Origin of the sequence: Bacillus sp. MM2020_4 (assembly GCF_011250555.1) — a bacterium.
Lineage (GTDB): Bacteria > Bacillota > Bacilli > Bacillales > Cytobacillaceae > Neobacillus.
The window spans coordinates 174885-193502 of the sequence record NZ_JAANMZ010000004.1; the positions used below are offsets into that span (position 1 = coordinate 174885).

Annotated in this window: 18 protein-coding genes; 2 read left to right on the forward strand and 16 right to left on the reverse strand. The window is 44.7% G+C overall.

The features are described 5' to 3' along the window. Positions 1-132 precede the first annotated feature (132 nt). The 8 genes from G6554_RS05720 to G6554_RS05755 all read right to left on the reverse strand — a co-directional run bounded on the left by G6554_RS05720 (position 133) and on the right by G6554_RS05755 (position 6207). The gene (locus G6554_RS05720; protein WP_166239643.1) at positions 133-672 is read right to left on the reverse strand and encodes an acyltransferase; all 540 of its coding nucleotides are present in this window, start codon (positions 670-672) and stop codon (positions 133-135) included. Between the two features lie 4 nt (positions 673-676). Further along, entirely contained in the window at positions 677-1321 is a 645-nt protein-coding gene (ppaX, locus tag G6554_RS05725; RefSeq protein ID WP_166239645.1) for a pyrophosphatase PpaX, read from the reverse strand. Then, the gene (locus G6554_RS05730; RefSeq protein ID WP_166239647.1) at positions 1290-2258 is read right to left on the reverse strand and encodes a nucleoside recognition domain-containing protein; all 969 of its coding nucleotides are present in this window, start codon (positions 2256-2258) and stop codon (positions 1290-1292) included. Before G6554_RS05730 ends, ppaX begins: the two co-directional genes overlap by 32 nt. A 68-nt stretch (positions 2259-2326) precedes the next feature. Beyond that, positions 2327-3142: a prolipoprotein diacylglyceryl transferase gene (gene lgt / locus G6554_RS05735; RefSeq protein WP_166239649.1), complete on the reverse strand. Its 816-nt coding sequence runs from the start codon at positions 3140-3142 to the stop codon at positions 2327-2329. Positions 3143-3155: 13 nt separating this feature from the next. Continuing rightward, positions 3156-4091 (reverse strand): HPr(Ser) kinase/phosphatase, encoded by a 936-nt coding sequence (hprK, locus tag G6554_RS05740; RefSeq protein WP_166239651.1) that lies wholly within the window; start codon positions 4089-4091, stop codon positions 3156-3158. A gap of 267 nt (positions 4092-4358) precedes the next feature. Beyond that, the gene (locus G6554_RS05745; RefSeq protein WP_166239653.1) at positions 4359-4724 is read right to left on the reverse strand and encodes a phage holin family protein; all 366 of its coding nucleotides are present in this window, start codon (positions 4722-4724) and stop codon (positions 4359-4361) included. A 17-nt stretch (positions 4725-4741) separates the two neighbouring features. Then, the gene (locus G6554_RS05750) at positions 4742-5872 is read right to left on the reverse strand and encodes a DUF4097 family beta strand repeat-containing protein (RefSeq protein ID WP_347564279.1); all 1131 of its coding nucleotides are present in this window, start codon (positions 5870-5872) and stop codon (positions 4742-4744) included. A gap of 20 nt (positions 5873-5892) precedes the next feature. Further along, on the reverse strand, positions 5893-6207 hold the full coding sequence (locus G6554_RS05755; RefSeq protein ID WP_166239655.1) for a magnetosome magnetite crystal formation protein family: 315 nt from the start codon (positions 6205-6207) through the stop codon (positions 5893-5895). 206 nt (positions 6208-6413) lie between these two features. On the opposite strand from G6554_RS05755, the gene G6554_RS05760 reads away from it, so the two are divergent. Together G6554_RS05760 and G6554_RS05765 are read left to right on the forward strand one after the other, a co-directional pair. Further along, entirely contained in the window at positions 6414-6707 is a 294-nt protein-coding gene (locus G6554_RS05760) for a transposase (RefSeq protein WP_166239657.1), read from the forward strand. Between the two features lie 11 nt (positions 6708-6718). Next, positions 6719-7594, forward strand: a complete 876-nt coding sequence (locus G6554_RS05765; protein WP_347564281.1) for an IS3 family transposase — start codon at positions 6719-6721, stop codon at positions 7592-7594. A 224-nt stretch (positions 7595-7818) separates the two neighbouring features. Here G6554_RS05765 and uvrA read toward each other — a convergent pair whose 3' ends face one another. From uvrA to G6554_RS05805, 8 genes are all read right to left on the reverse strand, one after another. After that, a complete protein-coding gene (gene uvrA / locus G6554_RS05770) occupies positions 7819-10692 on the reverse strand; it encodes an excinuclease ABC subunit UvrA (RefSeq protein WP_166239659.1) in 2874 nt (957 codons plus the stop codon). A gap of 9 nt (positions 10693-10701) precedes the next feature. Beyond that, positions 10702-12681, reverse strand: coding sequence for an excinuclease ABC subunit UvrB (gene uvrB, locus G6554_RS05775; RefSeq protein WP_166239661.1), 1980 nt, complete (start codon positions 12679-12681; stop codon positions 10702-10704). Between the two features lie 198 nt (positions 12682-12879). Next, positions 12880-13119: a CsbA family protein gene (locus G6554_RS05780; protein WP_166239663.1), complete on the reverse strand. Its 240-nt coding sequence runs from the start codon at positions 13117-13119 to the stop codon at positions 12880-12882. Between the two features lie 82 nt (positions 13120-13201). Further along, positions 13202-14653 (reverse strand): sodium/pantothenate symporter, encoded by a 1452-nt coding sequence (gene panF / locus G6554_RS05785; protein ID WP_166239665.1) that lies wholly within the window; start codon positions 14651-14653, stop codon positions 13202-13204. Next, positions 14650-14934 carry a YhdT family protein gene (locus G6554_RS05790; RefSeq protein WP_166239667.1) on the reverse strand — a complete coding sequence of 95 codons (285 nt, stop codon included), beginning with the start codon at positions 14932-14934 and terminating at the stop codon, positions 14650-14652. Before G6554_RS05790 ends, panF begins: the two co-directional genes overlap by 4 nt. A 203-nt stretch (positions 14935-15137) precedes the next feature. Continuing rightward, positions 15138-16067: a cation diffusion facilitator family transporter gene (locus G6554_RS05795; protein WP_166239669.1), complete on the reverse strand. Its 930-nt coding sequence runs from the start codon at positions 16065-16067 to the stop codon at positions 15138-15140. A 61-nt stretch (positions 16068-16128) separates the two neighbouring features. Next, positions 16129-18201 carry a heavy metal translocating P-type ATPase gene (locus G6554_RS05800; protein ID WP_347564280.1) on the reverse strand — a complete coding sequence of 691 codons (2073 nt, stop codon included), beginning with the start codon at positions 18199-18201 and terminating at the stop codon, positions 16129-16131. Then, a complete protein-coding gene (locus G6554_RS05805) occupies positions 18194-18565 on the reverse strand; it encodes an ArsR/SmtB family transcription factor (protein ID WP_166239673.1) in 372 nt (123 codons plus the stop codon). Before G6554_RS05805 ends, G6554_RS05800 begins: the two co-directional genes overlap by 8 nt. Positions 18566-18618 lie beyond the last annotated feature (53 nt).

Sequence of the window (18618 nt, forward strand, 5' to 3'; positions counted from 1 at the left end):
AATTGGTTGAACTAAAAGTAGGTATGTATGCTTTTGTATTTGATGATTCCGCCGAAGATTGGATTTATTCCGCCAATGCAGCTTTTTTATTTTAAAAGAACCCGGTTGCTAAGACCGAGTTCAATCCAAACATCATATTTTATTTTCCCCACCATAGATCGGGTCATCCGCCCGGCGCTGCGTCAGTTCTTCTTTCGTATAAATCACCCGCATTGGGTTGCCTCCAACGAAGTAGCCAGGCGGAACGTCCTTATGGACAAGCGTCCCGGCTGAGACTATTGCCCCATCGCCAATCGTAATGCCCGGCATGATGGTAGAATTGGCGCCAATCATCACTTCACTGCCAATTTCGACCAATCCGAGCCGGTATTCTTTAATCAAATACTCGTGGGCGAGGATGGTAGTATTGTAGCCAATGACCGTGTTACGGCCGACGCTGATTTTTTCCGGAAACATCACATCAAGCATGACCATTAAAGCAAAGGAGGTGTGCTCACCGACCTTCATTTTAAGAAAAGTGCGGTACAGCCAGTTCTTCATCCCCAAAAACGGCGTATAACGGGCCAGTTGAATCACAATAAAATTTTTAACAACCTTCCAAAAAGGCACGGTCTTGTAGACGTGCCATAAAGAGTTCGCCCCTTCAACAGGGTGGCGGGTCGTATTTCTCATCTTCTCACTCTCCGAGAACAGTTATTAAGTCAGTCATGTTCTCTAACATGTAATCCGGTTCATATTTCGCCACATAGTCCCTTCCCTTAATGGACCAGGCAACACCAGCTGTCAATGTTCCGGCATTTTTCCCCGCTAAAATATCATGGAAGTTATCGCCGACCATCATCGCTTCAGATGGGTTCGAATTCAATTGTTCGAGCGCCTTATGGATTGGCTCCGGATCTGGCTTGACCTTTTCTACATGATCAAAGGCCACAACCACTTCAAAGAATCCTTCCAAATTCATCAATCGCAGCCCTTTCATAGTTACATCCAGCTTTTTCGTTGTCACAATCCCAAGCTTATAGCCGCGCTCCTTCAAGGTTTCAACCGTTTCCTGTACCCCGGCAAATTCTTTGACAAGCTCATCATGATTGGCAATATTATAGGCGCGATAGTCTGAGATCATTTCCTCCACTCGGTCGGGATCCATGCCGCCAAAGACGTCATGAAGGGTTGGGCCGAGAAATGGGAGTACATCCTCACGGCTGTACGTGTTCGGATAATATTTTTCCAGTGTATGCAAGTAGGTCGAAATAATTAATTCATTCGTATCAATTAAGGTCCCATCTAGATCAAATAGAATTGTCGTAATTTTGTTTTTCATAGTTGCCTTCCTTTCTTTTTACAAGCCCTGAGCGTTTCCAGATCGTACCGACCACTAAAGTTAACACAACCGCTACACCCAGCCGGATTAAAAACAGCGGCAGTACCGGGATGCCGAGCGGGACAAAGATTAACGTATCTTCGACCACCGCATGACAGGCCATTAGAAAAATAAATGCCAGGGTAATATCCTTTTTACTGACACCATCCTCTTTTACAGCCTGGATCATGACACCCGCACCATAGGCCAAACCGAATAATAAACCTGCGGCCATGGTCGTGGAGGTATTTTCCTTCATCCCAAGCGTTTTCGTAATCGGAGCCATTGTTTTCGAAAATTTATGTAACCATTGTAAGTCTTTTAAAATTTGAATGACCATCATTAGGGGAATGACAATCATGGCTAGTTGGAAAATGCCTAGTCCCGCTTTTTGAACGGCCTCGATTAAAATTCCGGCAACCCCATTGGCCGGTGCTGTGCTCTGCTGAATCAAGCCATACTTCGCTGTTTCCCCGCCTCCGTGCCAAACAAGGTTAATCACGATCGCTGACAGAAGAGCGAGCCCTGGCCTTGTGACCAGAACCACCCACAGCTTCACGCCCGCTTTCATTGCCACGCTTGATTCAATGAATAAATTATGGGAAAAAGACAGCATCACGGCTAAAATAAATACTTCTTTTACTGAAAAATCAAGTGTCAAAATCGCACCAATCGCCGCATAAAGATTGAGGAAATTTCCCAGTACAAGCGGTATTGCGGCATCGCCCGATAGACCAATCAGCTTCATCAACGGGGAAATCAATTTCATCACCCACGGCAATACAGGTGTATATTGCAGCACTGCCACAATCAGAGTAACCGGAAAAATAATTTTTCCTAATGACCATGTTGTCTTAAAACCAACCAGCAACCCCTTTTTTAATGAGTTTACAAACATTTCCCCATACCCCTTTTTAATGTCCAGCTCCAGGCCATACGCCGCTGACCAGGGCGCTTGCGCTTTTTTTAATTAGCTTGATCTAAATATCGGATCTCTGACCGTTGTTTAGTCCGGCGATAAAGAATAATCGCCACTGCCACTACGATCAAGGCAATCGAAATGGTCTGCGCCATCCTAAGGCTGCCCAGCATTAAACTATCGGTCCTAAGACCCTCGACGAAAAAGCGGCCCACGGAATACCAAATGACGTAGGATAGGAATAATTCACCGCGGCGAAAATTCACCCGGCGAAGGAAAATTAATAAAAAGAAGCCAACGAGATCCCAAATGGATTCATATAAAAATGTCGGATGATAGTAGCTTCCATTAATATACATTTGATTGATAATAAAGTCCGGTAAATGCAAATTCTCAAGGAACGACCTAGTCACCTCACCGCCATGGGCTTCCTGATTCATGAAATTACCCCAACGGCCAATCCCCTGCCCAAGAATGATACTTGGCGCAGCAATGTCGGCAATCTTCCAAAAAGAAATGCCTCGCTTTTTTGCAAAAACAATCGTGGTAATGACGGAGCCGATCAACGCCCCGTGTATCGCAATCCCGCCATTCCAAATTTGCGGGATGTCGGCCGGGTGATTAACATAATACTTCCATTCAAAAATTACATAATAAATTCGCGCAGAAATGATCGCGATCGGAATGGCCCACAGCATCAAATCGGCAAACGTGTCCTTGGGTAGGCCACGGCGATTTGCTTCTCTAATTGCTAAAAATAGGGCCAGTGCCAGACCTGAACCAATAATAATCCCATACCAATGCACGTCAATCGGGCCAAGTGAAAAGGCTATTGGGTTTAGCGGCTGAAATGTTTCGTCCATCTCTATCTCCTCCTTACATATCCTCGTGTTCCCCGTCTTCAATCACATCTGAAAGCCGGTCTGTAAATTGCTGGGCCGCGTTTACACCCATCCGTTTTAACCGGAAATTCATCGCCGCTACCTCAATGATAACAGCAAGGTTCCGTCCAGGGCGAACAGGAACGGTCAGTTTTGTAACCTCTGTGTCAATAATCTTCATTTTTTCCTCGTCCAAGCCAAGGCGGTCATATTGCTTTTTCGCATCCCAGATTTCTAAATCCATAATCAGTGTGATCCGTTTATTACTGCGAACGGCACCGGCACCGAACAAGGTCATCACATTGATAATGCCGAGGCCGCGGATTTCTAATAAGTGTTCGATTAAATCCGGCGATGTGCCCACTAATGTATCCTGATCTTCTTGACGGATTTCCACGCAATCATCGGCAACAAGACGGTGGCCGCGCTTCACGAGCTCCAGTGCCGTTTCACTTTTACCAACGCCGCTTTTTCCGGTAATAAGCACCCCAATTCCGTAAACGTCGACCAATACGCCATGGACCGCCGTTGTCGGAGCAAGCTTGCTTTCTAAATAATTCGTTAGACGGCTTGAAAAACGGGTGGTCTTCATGGTTGTCCGTAAAACGGGCACAGATTCCCGTTCCGCTGCTTCAATGAGCTCGACTGGAACTTCGATACCCCTTGTGACAATGATCGCTGGAGTGATATCGGTGCATAATCGGTCCATTCTGGAAATGCGTTCCCCTTCCGGCAGCTCCTCAAAAAAGGACAGTTCCGTTTTTCCTAAAAGCTGGATCCGTTCCGCTGGATAAAATTCAAAATAACCGGCAATTTCAATTCCCGGCCGGGATATATCACTTGTGGTGATGGGGCGGTTAATTCCCTCTTCGCCACTGACCAATTCGAGATGAAATTTATCTAAAATATCTTTGGTGCGTACTTTTGTCAAGAAGGTTCCTCCTCGTAGAAAAGCGTAAGGCGCCTGCCTATCGGCGACAAGCATAAGACGAGCCGGCAGGAAGGTTGTTCTTTAACCTTCATGTCGGATTGGCTTAGACCATAGAGCCGATGGCGCCTGAAGCTAGACAGTTATCAAATTTTAAAAACATAAAATTCATTTCCTCTTATTTTAGCATTTTTTGAAAAAGAACCAAATGGAAGTTGTTCAAAAACTTAAAAAACGCAGACCATTAATCAATGGTCTGCACCTTTTTCCTTACTTTCTTGCTTTTCTTGATGGCTCCAGGATGGTTTTTTGAATGACGATGTTCACGAGCGACATCAGCACCGCGAAAAACAGTGCCATGCCAAAGCCTTGGATTTCAAAGGCATCCCCCATTAAATAATCGGTCAGTTCCAAAGTAATCGCGTTGATGACAAATAGAAAAAGCCCCATCGTTAAAACCGTTACCGGTAAAGTAAACAAAATCAGGAGTGGACGCACCAGCACATTTAAGATGGATAATAATATGCTTGCCTGAAGTGCGGCCCAAAACCCCGTCAGTTGAAAGCTTTCGTGAAAATAACCGGCAAGTGCCATAAACAAAACCGCATTAATTAAACACCCAATTAGCCATCTCATCTTCTCGTGTCCCCTACTTATACCTCTTGTGATTTGTGAATCGTAATCGTGCCTGTTTTCGTATCGGCATAGATTCTCATCATTTTATCAGGATGGTTGATCGATTGGAAGCGGAGCGATTTTTGAATCATTTCACTTTTCTCCTCCAGCACCTGTACACCGGTAAGGTTCACATTAAAACCGCCAAGATTTGTCTTGAGCTCGCCATTGACCTGCACTCCTTCCGGAACATATAGGTCAATGCCGCCGGTTGTCGCTTTGGCCTGAATCAATTCAGAACGATTTCCGTGCAGGTTCACACTAATATTGCCGTTAAACGACTGCGTTTCCACCTTTCTAAAATCACCATCAAGCTGAATCGCACCGTTTATGGTCTCCGTTTCGACCTCATCAAACTGGCTGCCGGCAATCTTAATTCTTCCGTTCGCCGTTTCGACTTCGGCTTTTTTTCCATTTACGCGCTGAAGTTCAATTTTGCCATTCGCGGTTTTTACCCGAAGATCGTGAAGATTCATTTCTTCACCAGTCACACCGCCATTAAACATTCTGATGCGGACACGCTCATATTGCCGTTTTGGCACATAGATGACCGCTTCCACCTTCATCCATTTCTGCTGCGTCGCAAAACGTAACTTTTGATGGTCGACAGTAAAAATCACATCACGGAGGAAGTTTTGCCGCGCTTGATCCTGATTGTCGACCCGGTATACCTTGGCCTGGCACTCAATCCTTACGTCAGGTTGTTCCCATGCCGCAAGCTTAACGGAACCATTGGCCACATCGATGTCTATATCTTTTACATCCGCGGTTCCTTGATGGAAAATATGAGAGATATCAACAGATTGACCGAAATTCAAGTCAAAATCAAAGTCTTTGATTTTTTTTAGGGCCGTATCAACAAAGTCAAAAATTTTATCCTTTGTCGATTGGTATTTTGCTTGGAATGGGTCGTCCTTTTTTGTTTCTTCAAATTGAACAGCTGTGGAAAGCTCGTTCACAATTTGTTCCTGTTTCTGCTCCATCGTTTGCTGTGCTTTTTCCAGTTCTTCAAGTAGTGCCAGTGCCTCATCGACCTTCAGCTTTCCTTCTTCTACCATTTGCAGAATTCGTTTTCTTTCCTCTTTCATCGTTTCCACCTCAGATTTCATTTTTTTCTCTCTCTTTCAGCTTATTCAGCCAGTAGAACCTTTACGCCTTTGACAATGTTCCAAATCACTACAATGAGCCAGACGACGACCAGCACAGCAATACTAATAATCGTAAAAGTAGGAACCGTATCTTGAATATTGGTAAAATCATAAAATACCGCAAATAGTAGCAACGGTGTTAGGATTAGCGGAATTAAATGCGATAATAAGGATTTTTTGGCATGCATTTTGGTGGATTCATCTCCTGAAGCGATAAAGACCGCAAGCGGAAAAATAAACCCGGCAAAAAAAATACTGAAATAACACAAACTTGAAAGAACTTTTCTAGTTTCCATTTCGTTCATCACCTCTATTCTTTATGTACGGACTGGATTGAAAAAAGTTTCTATAAATGGTTCGAAACGTCCGGTTTTTTTTATAAGCGGCCGATTCCGCCGAATTGGTGGGGAATTCCGCCAAACTTAAAGTTAGTCTAAAAAGTGGACACGGACAAATGAGATATAGTTTATAATACAATCATCATTAAAAAGGACGTGTACACATGGGGAAACATCATGATCAGGAATATAAAGATTACGTTTCGAAATTAGTTGTGGAAGAAGGGCGAAAGGCATCAGACCTTGCTCGTGAACTTGAGCTTTCCTACAAGACTTTATCTGGGTGGGTGGCAGCGTATAAAAAGAAAAACCAGGGTGATCAATCAAAAGAAAACTATATTACCCCTTCAGAGCTGGAGATGTTGAAAAAACAACATGAAAAAGAAATACAACAGCTACGAGAGGAGAATGAAATCTTAAAAAAGGCCATGCACATCTTCACGAAAAACCAAGCGTAAAGTATAGCTTCATTCAGGCCCATACGGATGAACACAACATTGTGAAGATGTGCATGGTACTTGAAGTTTCCAAGAGTGGGTATTATAAATGGCTACGCGCCCAAAATCAGCCTCAATCTGAAAAAGAAACTTATCGTAAAGAGATTGAACAGAAAATATGTAAATCCTTTTATGAAAGTCAAGGAGCTTATGGTAGCCCAAGAGTACACGCTGACCTGGTAGAATGGGGTTATAATGTTTCTCAGAAAACAGTGGCACGTATCATGCAGAAATTAGGGTTATCAGCTTCCCCAAAAGGAAAATACGTAGTAACAACTGATTCAAACCATGATCAAAAGATCTATCCTAACCTGGTCAAACGTCAATTCAATGTAAACGAACCTAATCGGATATGGGTTACGGATATTACCTACATTTGGACGATTGAGGGATGGGTTTATTTATCAACTATCATGGATTTATTCTCAAGAAAAATCGTGGGTTGGAGTATGGCTACTCACATGAAAAAAGAGTTGTCTATCCAAACTTTAAATATGGCGCTTATTTCCAGGCAGCCGGATGAAGGGTTAATCCATCATTCGGATCGAGGTTCTCAATATTGTTCTAGTGACTATACAGACATCCTGAAAGAAAACAAAATGCAAATTAGTATGAGTAAAAAAGGCGATCCTTACGATAACGCGTGTATCGAGTCATTCCACGCCACAATCAAGAAGGAATTGATCTACAGGAGGAAATCTGCGACTAGAGCAGAAGCTGTAAAGGCTATAAATTACTATATAAGCAGTTTTTATAATGAAAAGAGGAAACATTCAACATTAGGATATTTTTCACCTAATCAATTCGAGAGAATGCATCTACAAAACGAGCCAGATTATATCTCATAAATTCCCTTTAGGTATTCAAAATGATCAATTAGGCATTTTTAATTGATCATTTTGAATACCCCAGCAAGCGAAGCGCGGTAGTGTTTTTTAATAAAGAATATCTCAAACTTTTGTGTCTACTTTCTTGACAGAAGACCAAACTTCTAATGAATTCCGCCAATCCATCTCAACTTCCCACAAGGCAGAAAAAAAGAGCCGGAAATCATCCGGCTCTTCTTCATTGTTTATGCTTTTACGGTGCTTTTTTCATCAATTTGCTGTTTCATTCGCAGCCGATCACGCTCAAGGATTGGCTTTAAGTATTTTCCGGTATACGACACAGGGGTTTCTGCTATCTTCTCCGGTGTTCCTGTTGCGATAATCGTTCCGCCCTTGTCGCCGCCTTCTGGGCCAAGGTCAACAAGATAATCAGCGGCTTTGATGACATCAAGATTGTGTTCGATCACCAAAACAGTGTCGCCATTTTCAACCAGGCGCTGTAACACCACAAGCAAACGAGAGATATCGTCCACATGAAGGCCGGTTGTCGGCTCATCCAAAATATAGAAGGACTTACCGTTCGATCGTCGGTGCAATTCGGAAGCAAGCTTCACGCGCTGGGCCTCTCCTCCGGACAGAGTTGTCGCCGGCTGACCTAGTTTAATATAGCCTAGTCCGACATCCAAAATCGTCTGCAGCTTGCGGCTGATTTTTGGAATGTTTTCGAAAAAGTCTACAGCTGCTTCGACGGTCATATCAAGGATATCGGCTATATTTTTCCCTTTGTATTTTACTTCTAGCGTTTCTCGGTTATAGCGTTTACCATGGCACACTTCACAAGGAACATAAACATCAGGCAAAAAGTGCATTTCAATTTTGATAATTCCATCACCGCGGCAGGCCTCACAGCGGCCGCCCTTAACATTAAAGCTGAAGCGGCCTTTTTTATACCCGCGAACCTTTGCTTCGTTCGTAGTCGAAAACACATCGCGAACGTCATCAAACACACCGGTATACGTAGCCGGATTGGATCGCGGCGTCCGGCCAATTGGCGACTGATCAATATCAATGACTTTTTCTAAGTGCTCAATTCCCTTGATACTCTTGTGTTCTCCAGGCTTCGTTTTAGCACGATTTAGCTTTTGTGCCAGCGATTTATGAAGAATCTCATTAATAAGTGTACTTTTTCCAGAACCAGATACACCTGTTATGGCAATGAAAACACCAAGTGGAAACTTTACATTCACATTTTTTAAATTGTTTTCGGATGCTCCCTTGATCTCAATATAGCGGCCGTCCGGTTTACGGCGTTCCAACGGGAGCGGGATAAACTTCTTTCCTGATAAATATTGACCGGTCAACGAGTTCGGGTCTGCCATTACCTCGGAAGGTGTTCCCGCGGAAACCACTTCACCACCGTGTATGCCGGCCCCCGGTCCGATATCAATCAAATAATCTGCGGCGAGCATGGTGTCCTCGTCGTGCTCGACAACAATCAAGGTATTGCCAATATCACGCATGCTTCGCAATGTACCGATCAAGCGGTCATTGTCACGCTGATGGAGGCCGATTGACGGCTCATCCAAAATATACATCACACCTGTTAAGCGTGAACCAATCTGTGTCGCCAAACGAATCCGCTGCGCCTCCCCGCCTGATAAGGTGCCCGCCATCCGGCTAAGCGTTAAGTAATCAAGTCCGACATTGATTAAGAAGCCAAGACGCTCCTTGATTTCACGAAAAATCAGCTTGGCGATTTGCATTTCTTTTTCCGAAAGCTGCAATTCGGCGAAAAATTGCTGTGCTTCTTCAATCGAAAGATCTGTTACATGGGCAATATGACGGCCGTTAATTAAAACAGCTAAGGTTTCTTTTTTCAAGCGATAGCCTTTACATGTTGGGCATGGCTTCTGGGTCATATATTTTTCCATTTGTTCACGGATATAATCAGAGCTTGTCTCCTTAAATCGGCGTTCGACGTTACGGATGACCCCTTCAAATTCGATATTCCCCTCACGAATTTGCCCAAAATCGTTCTCATAACGGAAGTATATTTTTTCACGGCCGGAACCGTAGAGGACTTTTTCCAATAGGTGTTCCGGAATGTCCTTTACAGGCGTATTCATATCCACGCCAAAATGATTGCAAACAGCCTCCAAGAGCTGCGGGTAATACTGTGAGCTTGTCGGCTCCCACGGGGCAATCGCATGCTGTTTTAGGGTTAAGTCCTTATTCGGTATAACAAGATCGACATCGACTTCGAGCTTGGAGCCGAGCCCGTCACATTCCGCGCAGGCACCAAAAGGACTGTTAAAGGAAAACATCCGCGGTTCTAGCTCGCCGATGGAAAAGCCGCAAATAGGGCAAGCATGGTTTTCGCTAAACAATAATTCTTCTTCGCCCATCACGTCGACGATTACTTTTCCTTCGCCCAGTTTCAAAGCTGTTTCAAGTGAGTCAGCTACCCTTGCAGCAATACCATCTTTGACGACGATTCGATCGATGACCACTTCAATCGAGTGCTTTTTATTTTTTTCGAGTTCAATCTCTTCACCAAGATCCATCATTTCTCCGTCCACGCGCACCCGGACAAAGCCTTGCTTTTTCACGTCTTCGAAGACCTTTACATGTGCCCCTTTTCGTCCGGAAATAATCGGGGCAAGGATTTGCATTTTTGTCCGCTCCGGATATTCAAGAATGCGGTCGACCATCTGTTCAATCGTTTGTGAGGAAATTTCAATATGGTGAATTGGGCAGGTTGGATGTCCAACCCTTGCGAATAATAATCGTAAGTAATCATAAATTTCTGTCACTGTCCCGACAGTTGAACGCGGGTTGCGGCTAGTTGTTTTTTGATCAATCGAAATCGCAGGAGAAAGCCCTTCAATCGCATCGACATCAGGCTTATCCATTTGTCCAAGGAATTGCCTTGCATAGGCCGAAAGCGATTCAACATACCGCCGCTGGCCTTCCGCATAAATCGTATCAAACGCGAGCGAAGACTTTCCTGATCCGGAAAGTCCCGTCACAACAACAAGCTTATCTCGCGGAATCGTGACATCAATATTTTTCAAATTGTGGGCTCTGGCGCCTTTCACAATCAGTTTTTCCATTGCCATGTGTATACGTCATCCTTCCGCTTTCAATTCCAAAAGTAAGTCACGAAGCTCGGCCGCCCGTTCAAAATTAAGCGCTTTGGCTTCGATTTTCATTTCTTTTTCCATTGTCGCAATTAGCTTTTCTCTTTCTTTCTTGTTCATTTTGCCAAACGATGAAGCCGGTGTATACTCCTCCTGATCCTCAGCCGCATGGGTGGCGCGAATGACATCACGGATTGCCTTTTGAATCGTTTGAGGTGTTACACCATGTTTCTTATTATATTCCTCCTGGATTTCACGACGCCGTTTTGTCTCGCCGATCGCCTTCTCCATCGAATCCGTGATTCTATCTGCATACATGATGACGTGGCCATTAGCATTCCGGGCAGCCCGACCAATCGTTTGGATGAGCGAACGTTCCGAGCGAAGGAAACCTTCTTTGTCGGCATCGAGTATCGTTATGAGCGAAACCTCAGGGATATCAAGACCCTCCCGTAGAAGGTTGATTCCGATGAGAACATCATATTTCCCCATTCGCAGCTCGCGGATAATTTCTATTCGTTCGAGCGTCTTGACCTCCGAGTGAAGGTACTGAACTTTAATCCCGATTTCCTTGAGATAGTCGGTTAGGTCTTCAGACATTTTCTTCGTCAGTGTCGTAACAAGTACCCGTTCATTTTTCTTTACGCGGTCATGAATTTCCCCTATCAAATCATCAATTTGCCCCTCAATCGGACGGACTTCAATGGTTGGATCAAGGAGTCCTGTCGGACGGATAATTTGCTGAATCATGTCCGGTGTATGCTCAAGCTCATACGGACCGGGCGTTGCTGATACAAAAATAGCATTGTGTACATGTTTTTCAAATTCATCAAAGGTTAGCGGCCGGTTATCAAGGGCTGACGGTAGACGGAAGCCATGGTCAACAAGCACCTGTTTTCGCGCTTTATCGCCATTGAACATCCCTCTGACCTGTGGCAGGGTGACATGTGACTCATCAATAATCATGAGAAAATCTTCCGGAAAATAATCCAGAAGTGTGTAGGGAGTTGAGCCAGCTGGTCTGAGCGTTAGATGTCGCGAATAGTTTTCAATCCCTGAGCAAAAGCCCATTTCGCGCATCATTTCGAGATCATAGCGTGTCCGCTGCTCGATCCGCTGTGCTTCAAGCAGTTTGTTGTCTGCGCGTAGTTCCTCAAGTCGTTCCTCTAGCTCTTTTTCAATATTCTCAATGGCTACCCGCATTTTTTCTTCTCTTGTAACGAAGTGGGATGCCGGGAAAATAGCCACATGTTCGCGTTCGCCGATGATTTCACCTGTAAGGGCATCGACTTCGCGAATGCGATCAATTTCATCGCCGAAAAATTCAACGCGCACGCAATGCTCATCGCGTGAAACCGGAAAAATTTCCACAACGTCACCGCGGACACGAAAGGTTCCCCGCTTGAAATCAATATCATTTCGTTCATATTGGATATCGACAAGGCGATGCAGCAGCTGATTGCGCTCAATTTCCATTCCTGTTCGGAGTGACAGCACCATTTCACGATATTCTTCCGGCGAACCGAGACCGTAGATGCAGGAGACGCTGGCAATGATAATGACATCTTTCCGCTCAAATAAGGAAGAGGTAGCGGAGTGACGTAGTTTATCTATCTCATCATTGATGCTGGCATCTTTTTCAATGAATGTATCCGTCTGTGGCACATAGGCTTCCGGTTGATAGTAATCATAGTAACTGACAAAATATTCGACCGCGTTGTTCGGGAAAAATTCCTTAAACTCACTATAAAGCTGGCCGGCAAGTGTTTTATTGTGGGCAATGACAAGAGTGGGCTTGTTTATCTCTTTAATCACGTTTGAAACGGTAAATGTCTTACCCGTACCGGTGGCACCAAGCAGTGTTTGATGGCGTTTATTTTGGTGGATGCCCTCCACTAACTGGCGAATCGCCTCTGGCTGATCTCCTTGTGGCGAGTATTTTGAAACTAATTCAAATTGGTCTTTCACAAAGGGTTCCTCCCGTTAAATGAAATCACCTTGCAGCTTGTAAAACTCGGTTTTGGACGGGATGTTGCTGAAAAGTGTCGTCTCTAAATTTTCATATTAACATTCTACCACAATCAGCCGAAAACAAACCACTAATATGCGAACTAGTATTCGATTTTATTTTTTCTAAAAATAAAAAGCCTGTCACAATGGACAGACTTAGCTATTTTTTACTGCTCGCGGTTTCATTTTTGCCGCCAGCCAGAAGCCCGCGGTTAACGAGAAAGCATCAATGATGATGAGTGCAGAGTTGTTTGTATATCCTTTATAGGCAGACGCAGCGATGAGCGCGATGGTTAAGCCAAGGCCAATGAGCCGATTATACGTGACCCTTGTGAAAAGTAAGACTAGTAACCCTGGCAAAATAATTGCCGATAAAAATTGAATAACGCTTATCAATGGGCTCCCACCTTATTTAAAGATTTCTGTTTATTCATTTTAGAAATTTATCAATGAAATTGCAATAAAAAAGTTTGCTTGTCTACTTCTTGATTTTTATAAAACTAGCTTCGGCTTTTTGCTGAGAAAATAAGCTGACAACGACAAATCCAAGGAAGGAAAGGACAATCGGCGTGACAACCGTATGCAGCCCGAATGGATTTGGATAAAAACGATCTAATAAAATGTACGAACCCATTCCCAAAATCATCGAGGTAATCGCACCGTATTTATTTCCTTTACTCCAATACAGTCCTAAAATAACCGGCCAAATAAAGACGGACTCAAGACCGCCAAAGGAGAATAAATTTAGCCAGACAATTAAATCAGGCGGGCTTAGCGCCAGCAGGATAACAAGAATGCCAATGACCGCTGTTACACTGAAGCTGACCTTTTTTACATGATCGTCCCCGGCATTTGGCTTAATGTAATTTAAATAAACATCCTTCACAAGTGCGGAGCTGACCAAAATCAGCAGGGCATCGACCGTCGACATGATTGCCGCCATCGGGGCAGCGAGGACAATCCCGGCTACAAACGGTGGCAGCACCTTCATCGATAACAGCGGCATGACGGTATCACCGATTTTCACACCTGGAAGCACGGGTCTGGCGAAAACGCCAATAAGGTGCATGCCGAGCATGATGAAACCAACTACAATCGTCCCAATAATAATCGCGGTGTGCATAGCTTTCGAATTTTTATACGACATGGCCCGCACCGTAATTTGCGGCAGACCCACAACGCCAATCCCCACTAATATCCAAAAGGAAGAAACATAGGCTGGCGTAAGGCTCCGATCTGCACCAAATGGGGTAATTAGATTAGGATTTTCCGCTGTTAAATCCGAAATAATCTTTGGGATGCCGCCGCCGGCTTTAATGGTAGCAATCAGCAGAATTAACGTCCCTATGAACATGACAACACCTTGAACGGCATCGGTCAAGGCCACGGCCCGAAAGCCACCGACAATGACAAAGACAAGGACCGAGAAGGCGAAGATGAATAAGGCTGTTGCGTACGGAAGTCCTGTTAGTGATTCAACGAGCCGCGCGCCGCCAATCCATTGTGCAGTCATCGATGAAAAAAGAAAGATAATGATGCTCGCGGCCGAAACGATGACAACGGTTTTACTTTTATAGCGCTCTTTCAGAAAATCGATGAGCGTAATCGCTTTGTATTGCCTCGCGACAATCGCAAATTTCTTTCCTAACACCATTAACGTAAAATAACCAGTTGCCAGCTGGGCCATGGCAAGGAGTACCCAGCCTAATCCTTGCGTATAGGCGACACCGGGGCCACCAATAAAACTGCTGGCACTGCCATAGGTAGCGACCATGGTCATCGCCAGGATGAACCCGCCCATTTGCCGCTCACCTAAAAAATACTCCTCAAGGAACGAGTTAGATTTGAGGACAAATTTGTTTGACCATAAGCCGATTGAAAAGATTATAAGTAAGAAAATGAGTAACGGGGTTATCACTGGCCAATTCACTTGATGTCCCCCTCTTGCTCATCAAAGGGAACTTCTTTAAACAGGAATTTCACCGTTAGAATAACGAGAATAATCATGACGACAGATCCAACGATACAGCTGTAGAAGAACCATGCCGGTAAGCCAAATATGTAGGTATAGCCTTCGACCTTGGCGGAGCCGATTCCGTAGGCAAACCCATACCACCAGATAAAATTGATGATCACAAGGGCAATGCCTATTAGGGCTTCGCGATGGGCGATTTTAAAACGCTTATCCTGTGGATTGACTGTTTTTTTCAACAGTATTCCCCCTCAAAAATTGTGGTTAGTCTAGTTTGAACGAATCATGAACATTTTACCAAACTTATGAGCGAGGTAAAGAAAAAAGCATAAAAAAGCTTACTAAGTTGGGGAGTGTATTATTGGTGACAGGCACCAAGTGGAAGAAGATACCAAACACAAAAAGGCACCCAATCGTAAAAGGTGCCAAATAGGAAGTGCTGTCAGTTACAGGTGCCGTGCGGGCTCGGGCAGCCGTTTGTTTCTTTTTCTACTTGGATGGTGCTGTGTTCGATGTGGAATTCGTCGTGAAGGATTCGCTGAGATTGTGAGAGAATTTCATCATGAACCCCGTTATCGGCGATGGTAATGTGACAGCTTAAGACTGGATATCCAGAAGTAATCGTCCAGATATGAAGGTCATGGACTTCCTTTACGAGTGGAATCCCGCCGAGCGTGGATTTCACTTGACTGATATCAATTTGTGTTGGCGCCCCTTCCATTAAAATATGGAAGGAATCCTTGGTAACGCGAAATCCGCTGACAAGGATCAACGCTGCTACAATCACACTGGCAATCGGGTCAGCAATGCCCCAGCCGAAAAACATAATAAGAAGGGCCGCAATAATTGCTCCAACTGACCCAAGCATATCACCAATCACATGTAAAAAGGCACTTCTCACATTCAAGTTATCATCTTTGTCGCCTTTCATTAAAATCCAGGCTGCAATGACGTTTACTACCAAACCTGTTATGGAAATGATCAGCATCCCCGTACTTTGTACATCCGGGGGAGCGAAAAAGCGCTGAATGGCTTCATAAAAGATAAATAAAGAAATGACAACCAACGTTAGTCCGTTTAGAGCTGCTGCAATAATTTCGAATCGTTTGTAGCCGTACGTTTTTTCTTGTGATACTTGTTTTTCCCCGAGTTTGATGGCGAAGAAACTCAGGCCAAGTGCCGCGGCGTCGCTCAGCATGTGACCGGCATCAGATAATAGTGCCAAACTGTTTGTCAAAAATCCGCCGATTACTTCGACGATCATAAATGCAGAAATCAGAATGAAAGAACTCAATAAAGCTTTTTTATTACTTGTATGTGAATGGCCATGCGAGTGGCCGTGAGAATGTCCGTGATGGTGGTGATGACCCATGTTTATCCCCCCTAGAGCACCGTGGTGGCGGCTCTTTTATAGTTCTCTTTAAAAATCATTGCTATTCTTTTACTCTCAAAAGTCTTAAACCGTTAAAGGTAACGAGTAACGTCACTCCCATATCAGCAAAAATTGCGATCCATAGGGTCAGCCAGCCTGGAACGACCAACAGGAGTGCCGCCAGCTTCACTACAAGTGATAAAGTAATATTTTGCTTGATAATCCGTACTGTTTTACGGCTTAGTTTAATGGTAAACGGCAGCTTTGTTAAGTCGTCGTTCATTAAGGCAATGTCAGCCGTTTCTAAAGCGGTATCCGTCCCTGCCCCGCCCATCGCAATCCCCACATTCGCTGCAGCAAGTGCCGGTGCATCATTGACCCCGTCGCCCACCATCCCGACTCTGCCAAACTGTGATTTACATTTTTTTATAAAAGTCAATTTATCTTCAGGCAGCAGCTCCGCTTCCACACTAGTAACGCCAACTTGACTGCCGATGGAAGCGGCCGTTGCCTTGTTATCGCCAGTCAACATAAACGTATGCCGAATGCCCATCTGATAGAGTCGCTTCATGACGGCAGCACTGCTTTCACGGACCTCATCAGCTACAGCAATTAAACCAACAATTTCGGAAGGCGCCGTTCCGGCAATCATCACGGTTTTGCCCTCATTTTGCAAAGCGGCGATTTGGTCACCAATTTCCGAAGGGATCGAATTGAACAGTTTTGTATTCCCAACCCGGTACTCCACCCCGTTTACCATCCCTTTAATGCCCTTACCGGTAATCGAGGTAAACTCCGTAACCTCTGCAACATCCCTTTCAGGGTATGCTGCCTTTTTGATTATGGCACTGGCAAGCGGGTGTTGCGATTTGCTTTCGAGTGCAGCAATAATCGCAAGCAGATTCTCATCACCGCTATAGTTGATGATGTCCGTGACAACCGGCACCCCTTTTGTCAGCGTACCCGTTTTATCAAAGGCAATCGCCTTCACCGCACCTAGTTCCTCTAAATAGCTGCCACCCTTTATCAACACTCCATTACGAGCAGCGTTGCCGATGGCTGTAACGATGGCTACCGGGGTAGAAATCACCAGCGCACATGGACAGCCGACGACTAAAACTGCAAGACCCTGGTAAATCCATTCCTGCCAGCTAGCCGCGAACAAGAGCGGCGGGACCACAGCAACAAGGGCTGCCATTAACATAATGACCGGGGTGTAGTACTTGGCAAACCGGTCGACAAACTGCTGGGAGGGTGCCTTTTCTGCCTGCGCCTCTTCTACTAAATGAATGATTTTGGCAATCGCCGTGTCATCAACGAGCCTGCTGACCTTTATTTGTAAAAATCCCTCTTCATTTAGCGTGCCTGCGAAGACGTCATCATTGACGGCTTTTTCAACTGGCACGGATTCGCCGGTAATGGCCGCTTGATTGACAGAGGAATGACCGTCGATAATGATTCCGTCCATGGCAATCATTTGCCCCGGTTTCACGAGCATTAAATCGCCGATCTCGATATCCTCGGCTTTTAGTAAAATTTCTTTGCCATTCCTGACAACGATGGCCTCTGTTGGTGCCATTTTCATCAGCGAGCGAATCGAGTTCCTTGCCTTATCCATCGAGTACCGTTCCAGAACCTCGCTAATCGCGAACAAGATGACAACAACGGCACCTTCACTCCATTCGCCAATAATAGCTGCACCAATGATCGCGATGGTCATCAGTGTTTTCATGTCAAAATCTAGGCGGAATATATTTTTCAAGCCTATTTTAAATAAGGGAAAACCTCCTAGTAAAATAGCGGCGGCGAAAAGGATGTTTTCGGAAAAAAGATATCCGGCTGCGAGAAATAGTAATGACAGCCCGAGCAGTCCAAACCTTTTCCAAATCGGTTCCTTTGGTAAGACAGGTGGTTTTTCTTTTTCCGGAAAAATCGTTAACCTTTCAAAGGCCCCGGCTTCGTGCAGGTGTTCTATTGTGGTGCTTCCGAAAACGGTCAGTTTAGAGGCACCGAAGTTTACCTTTGCATCAACAACACCATCCAGGTGCTGTACGTTCTTTTCGAACTTTGCGGCACAACTCGTTCAGGAAAAGCCTTGAACACGATAGACTTGTTTTTCAATCGTTTCACTCACGACCTGCCACCTCCTCCTGGTGGGCAACCGCGATATGAATTAATTGTTTTACATGATCATCATCAAGTGAGTAATAGGCAAGCTTGCCCTCTTTACGGTATTTCGCGAGACCAAGGCTTTTTAAATGCCTTAAGTGGTGGGAGGCTGTCGCCGTTGTCGCCCCAACAATATTGGCCACATCACAGACACAAAGCTCGTCTTCGAGCGTCAAAGCATAAGCAATTTTCATCCGAGTTTCATCTGCCAACGCTTTAAAAAGCTTACTCACTTCAGGGATATGGTTCCCTTTTTCAAGTTGCTGCTGAACTCGAGTGGTTTTCTCGCTATCCACACAGGTAATCTCGCAAACATCATGCTCTTTCATGCAAGTCACACTTCCTTCATTCAAACGTTCGTTTGATTATATAATATTCAAAC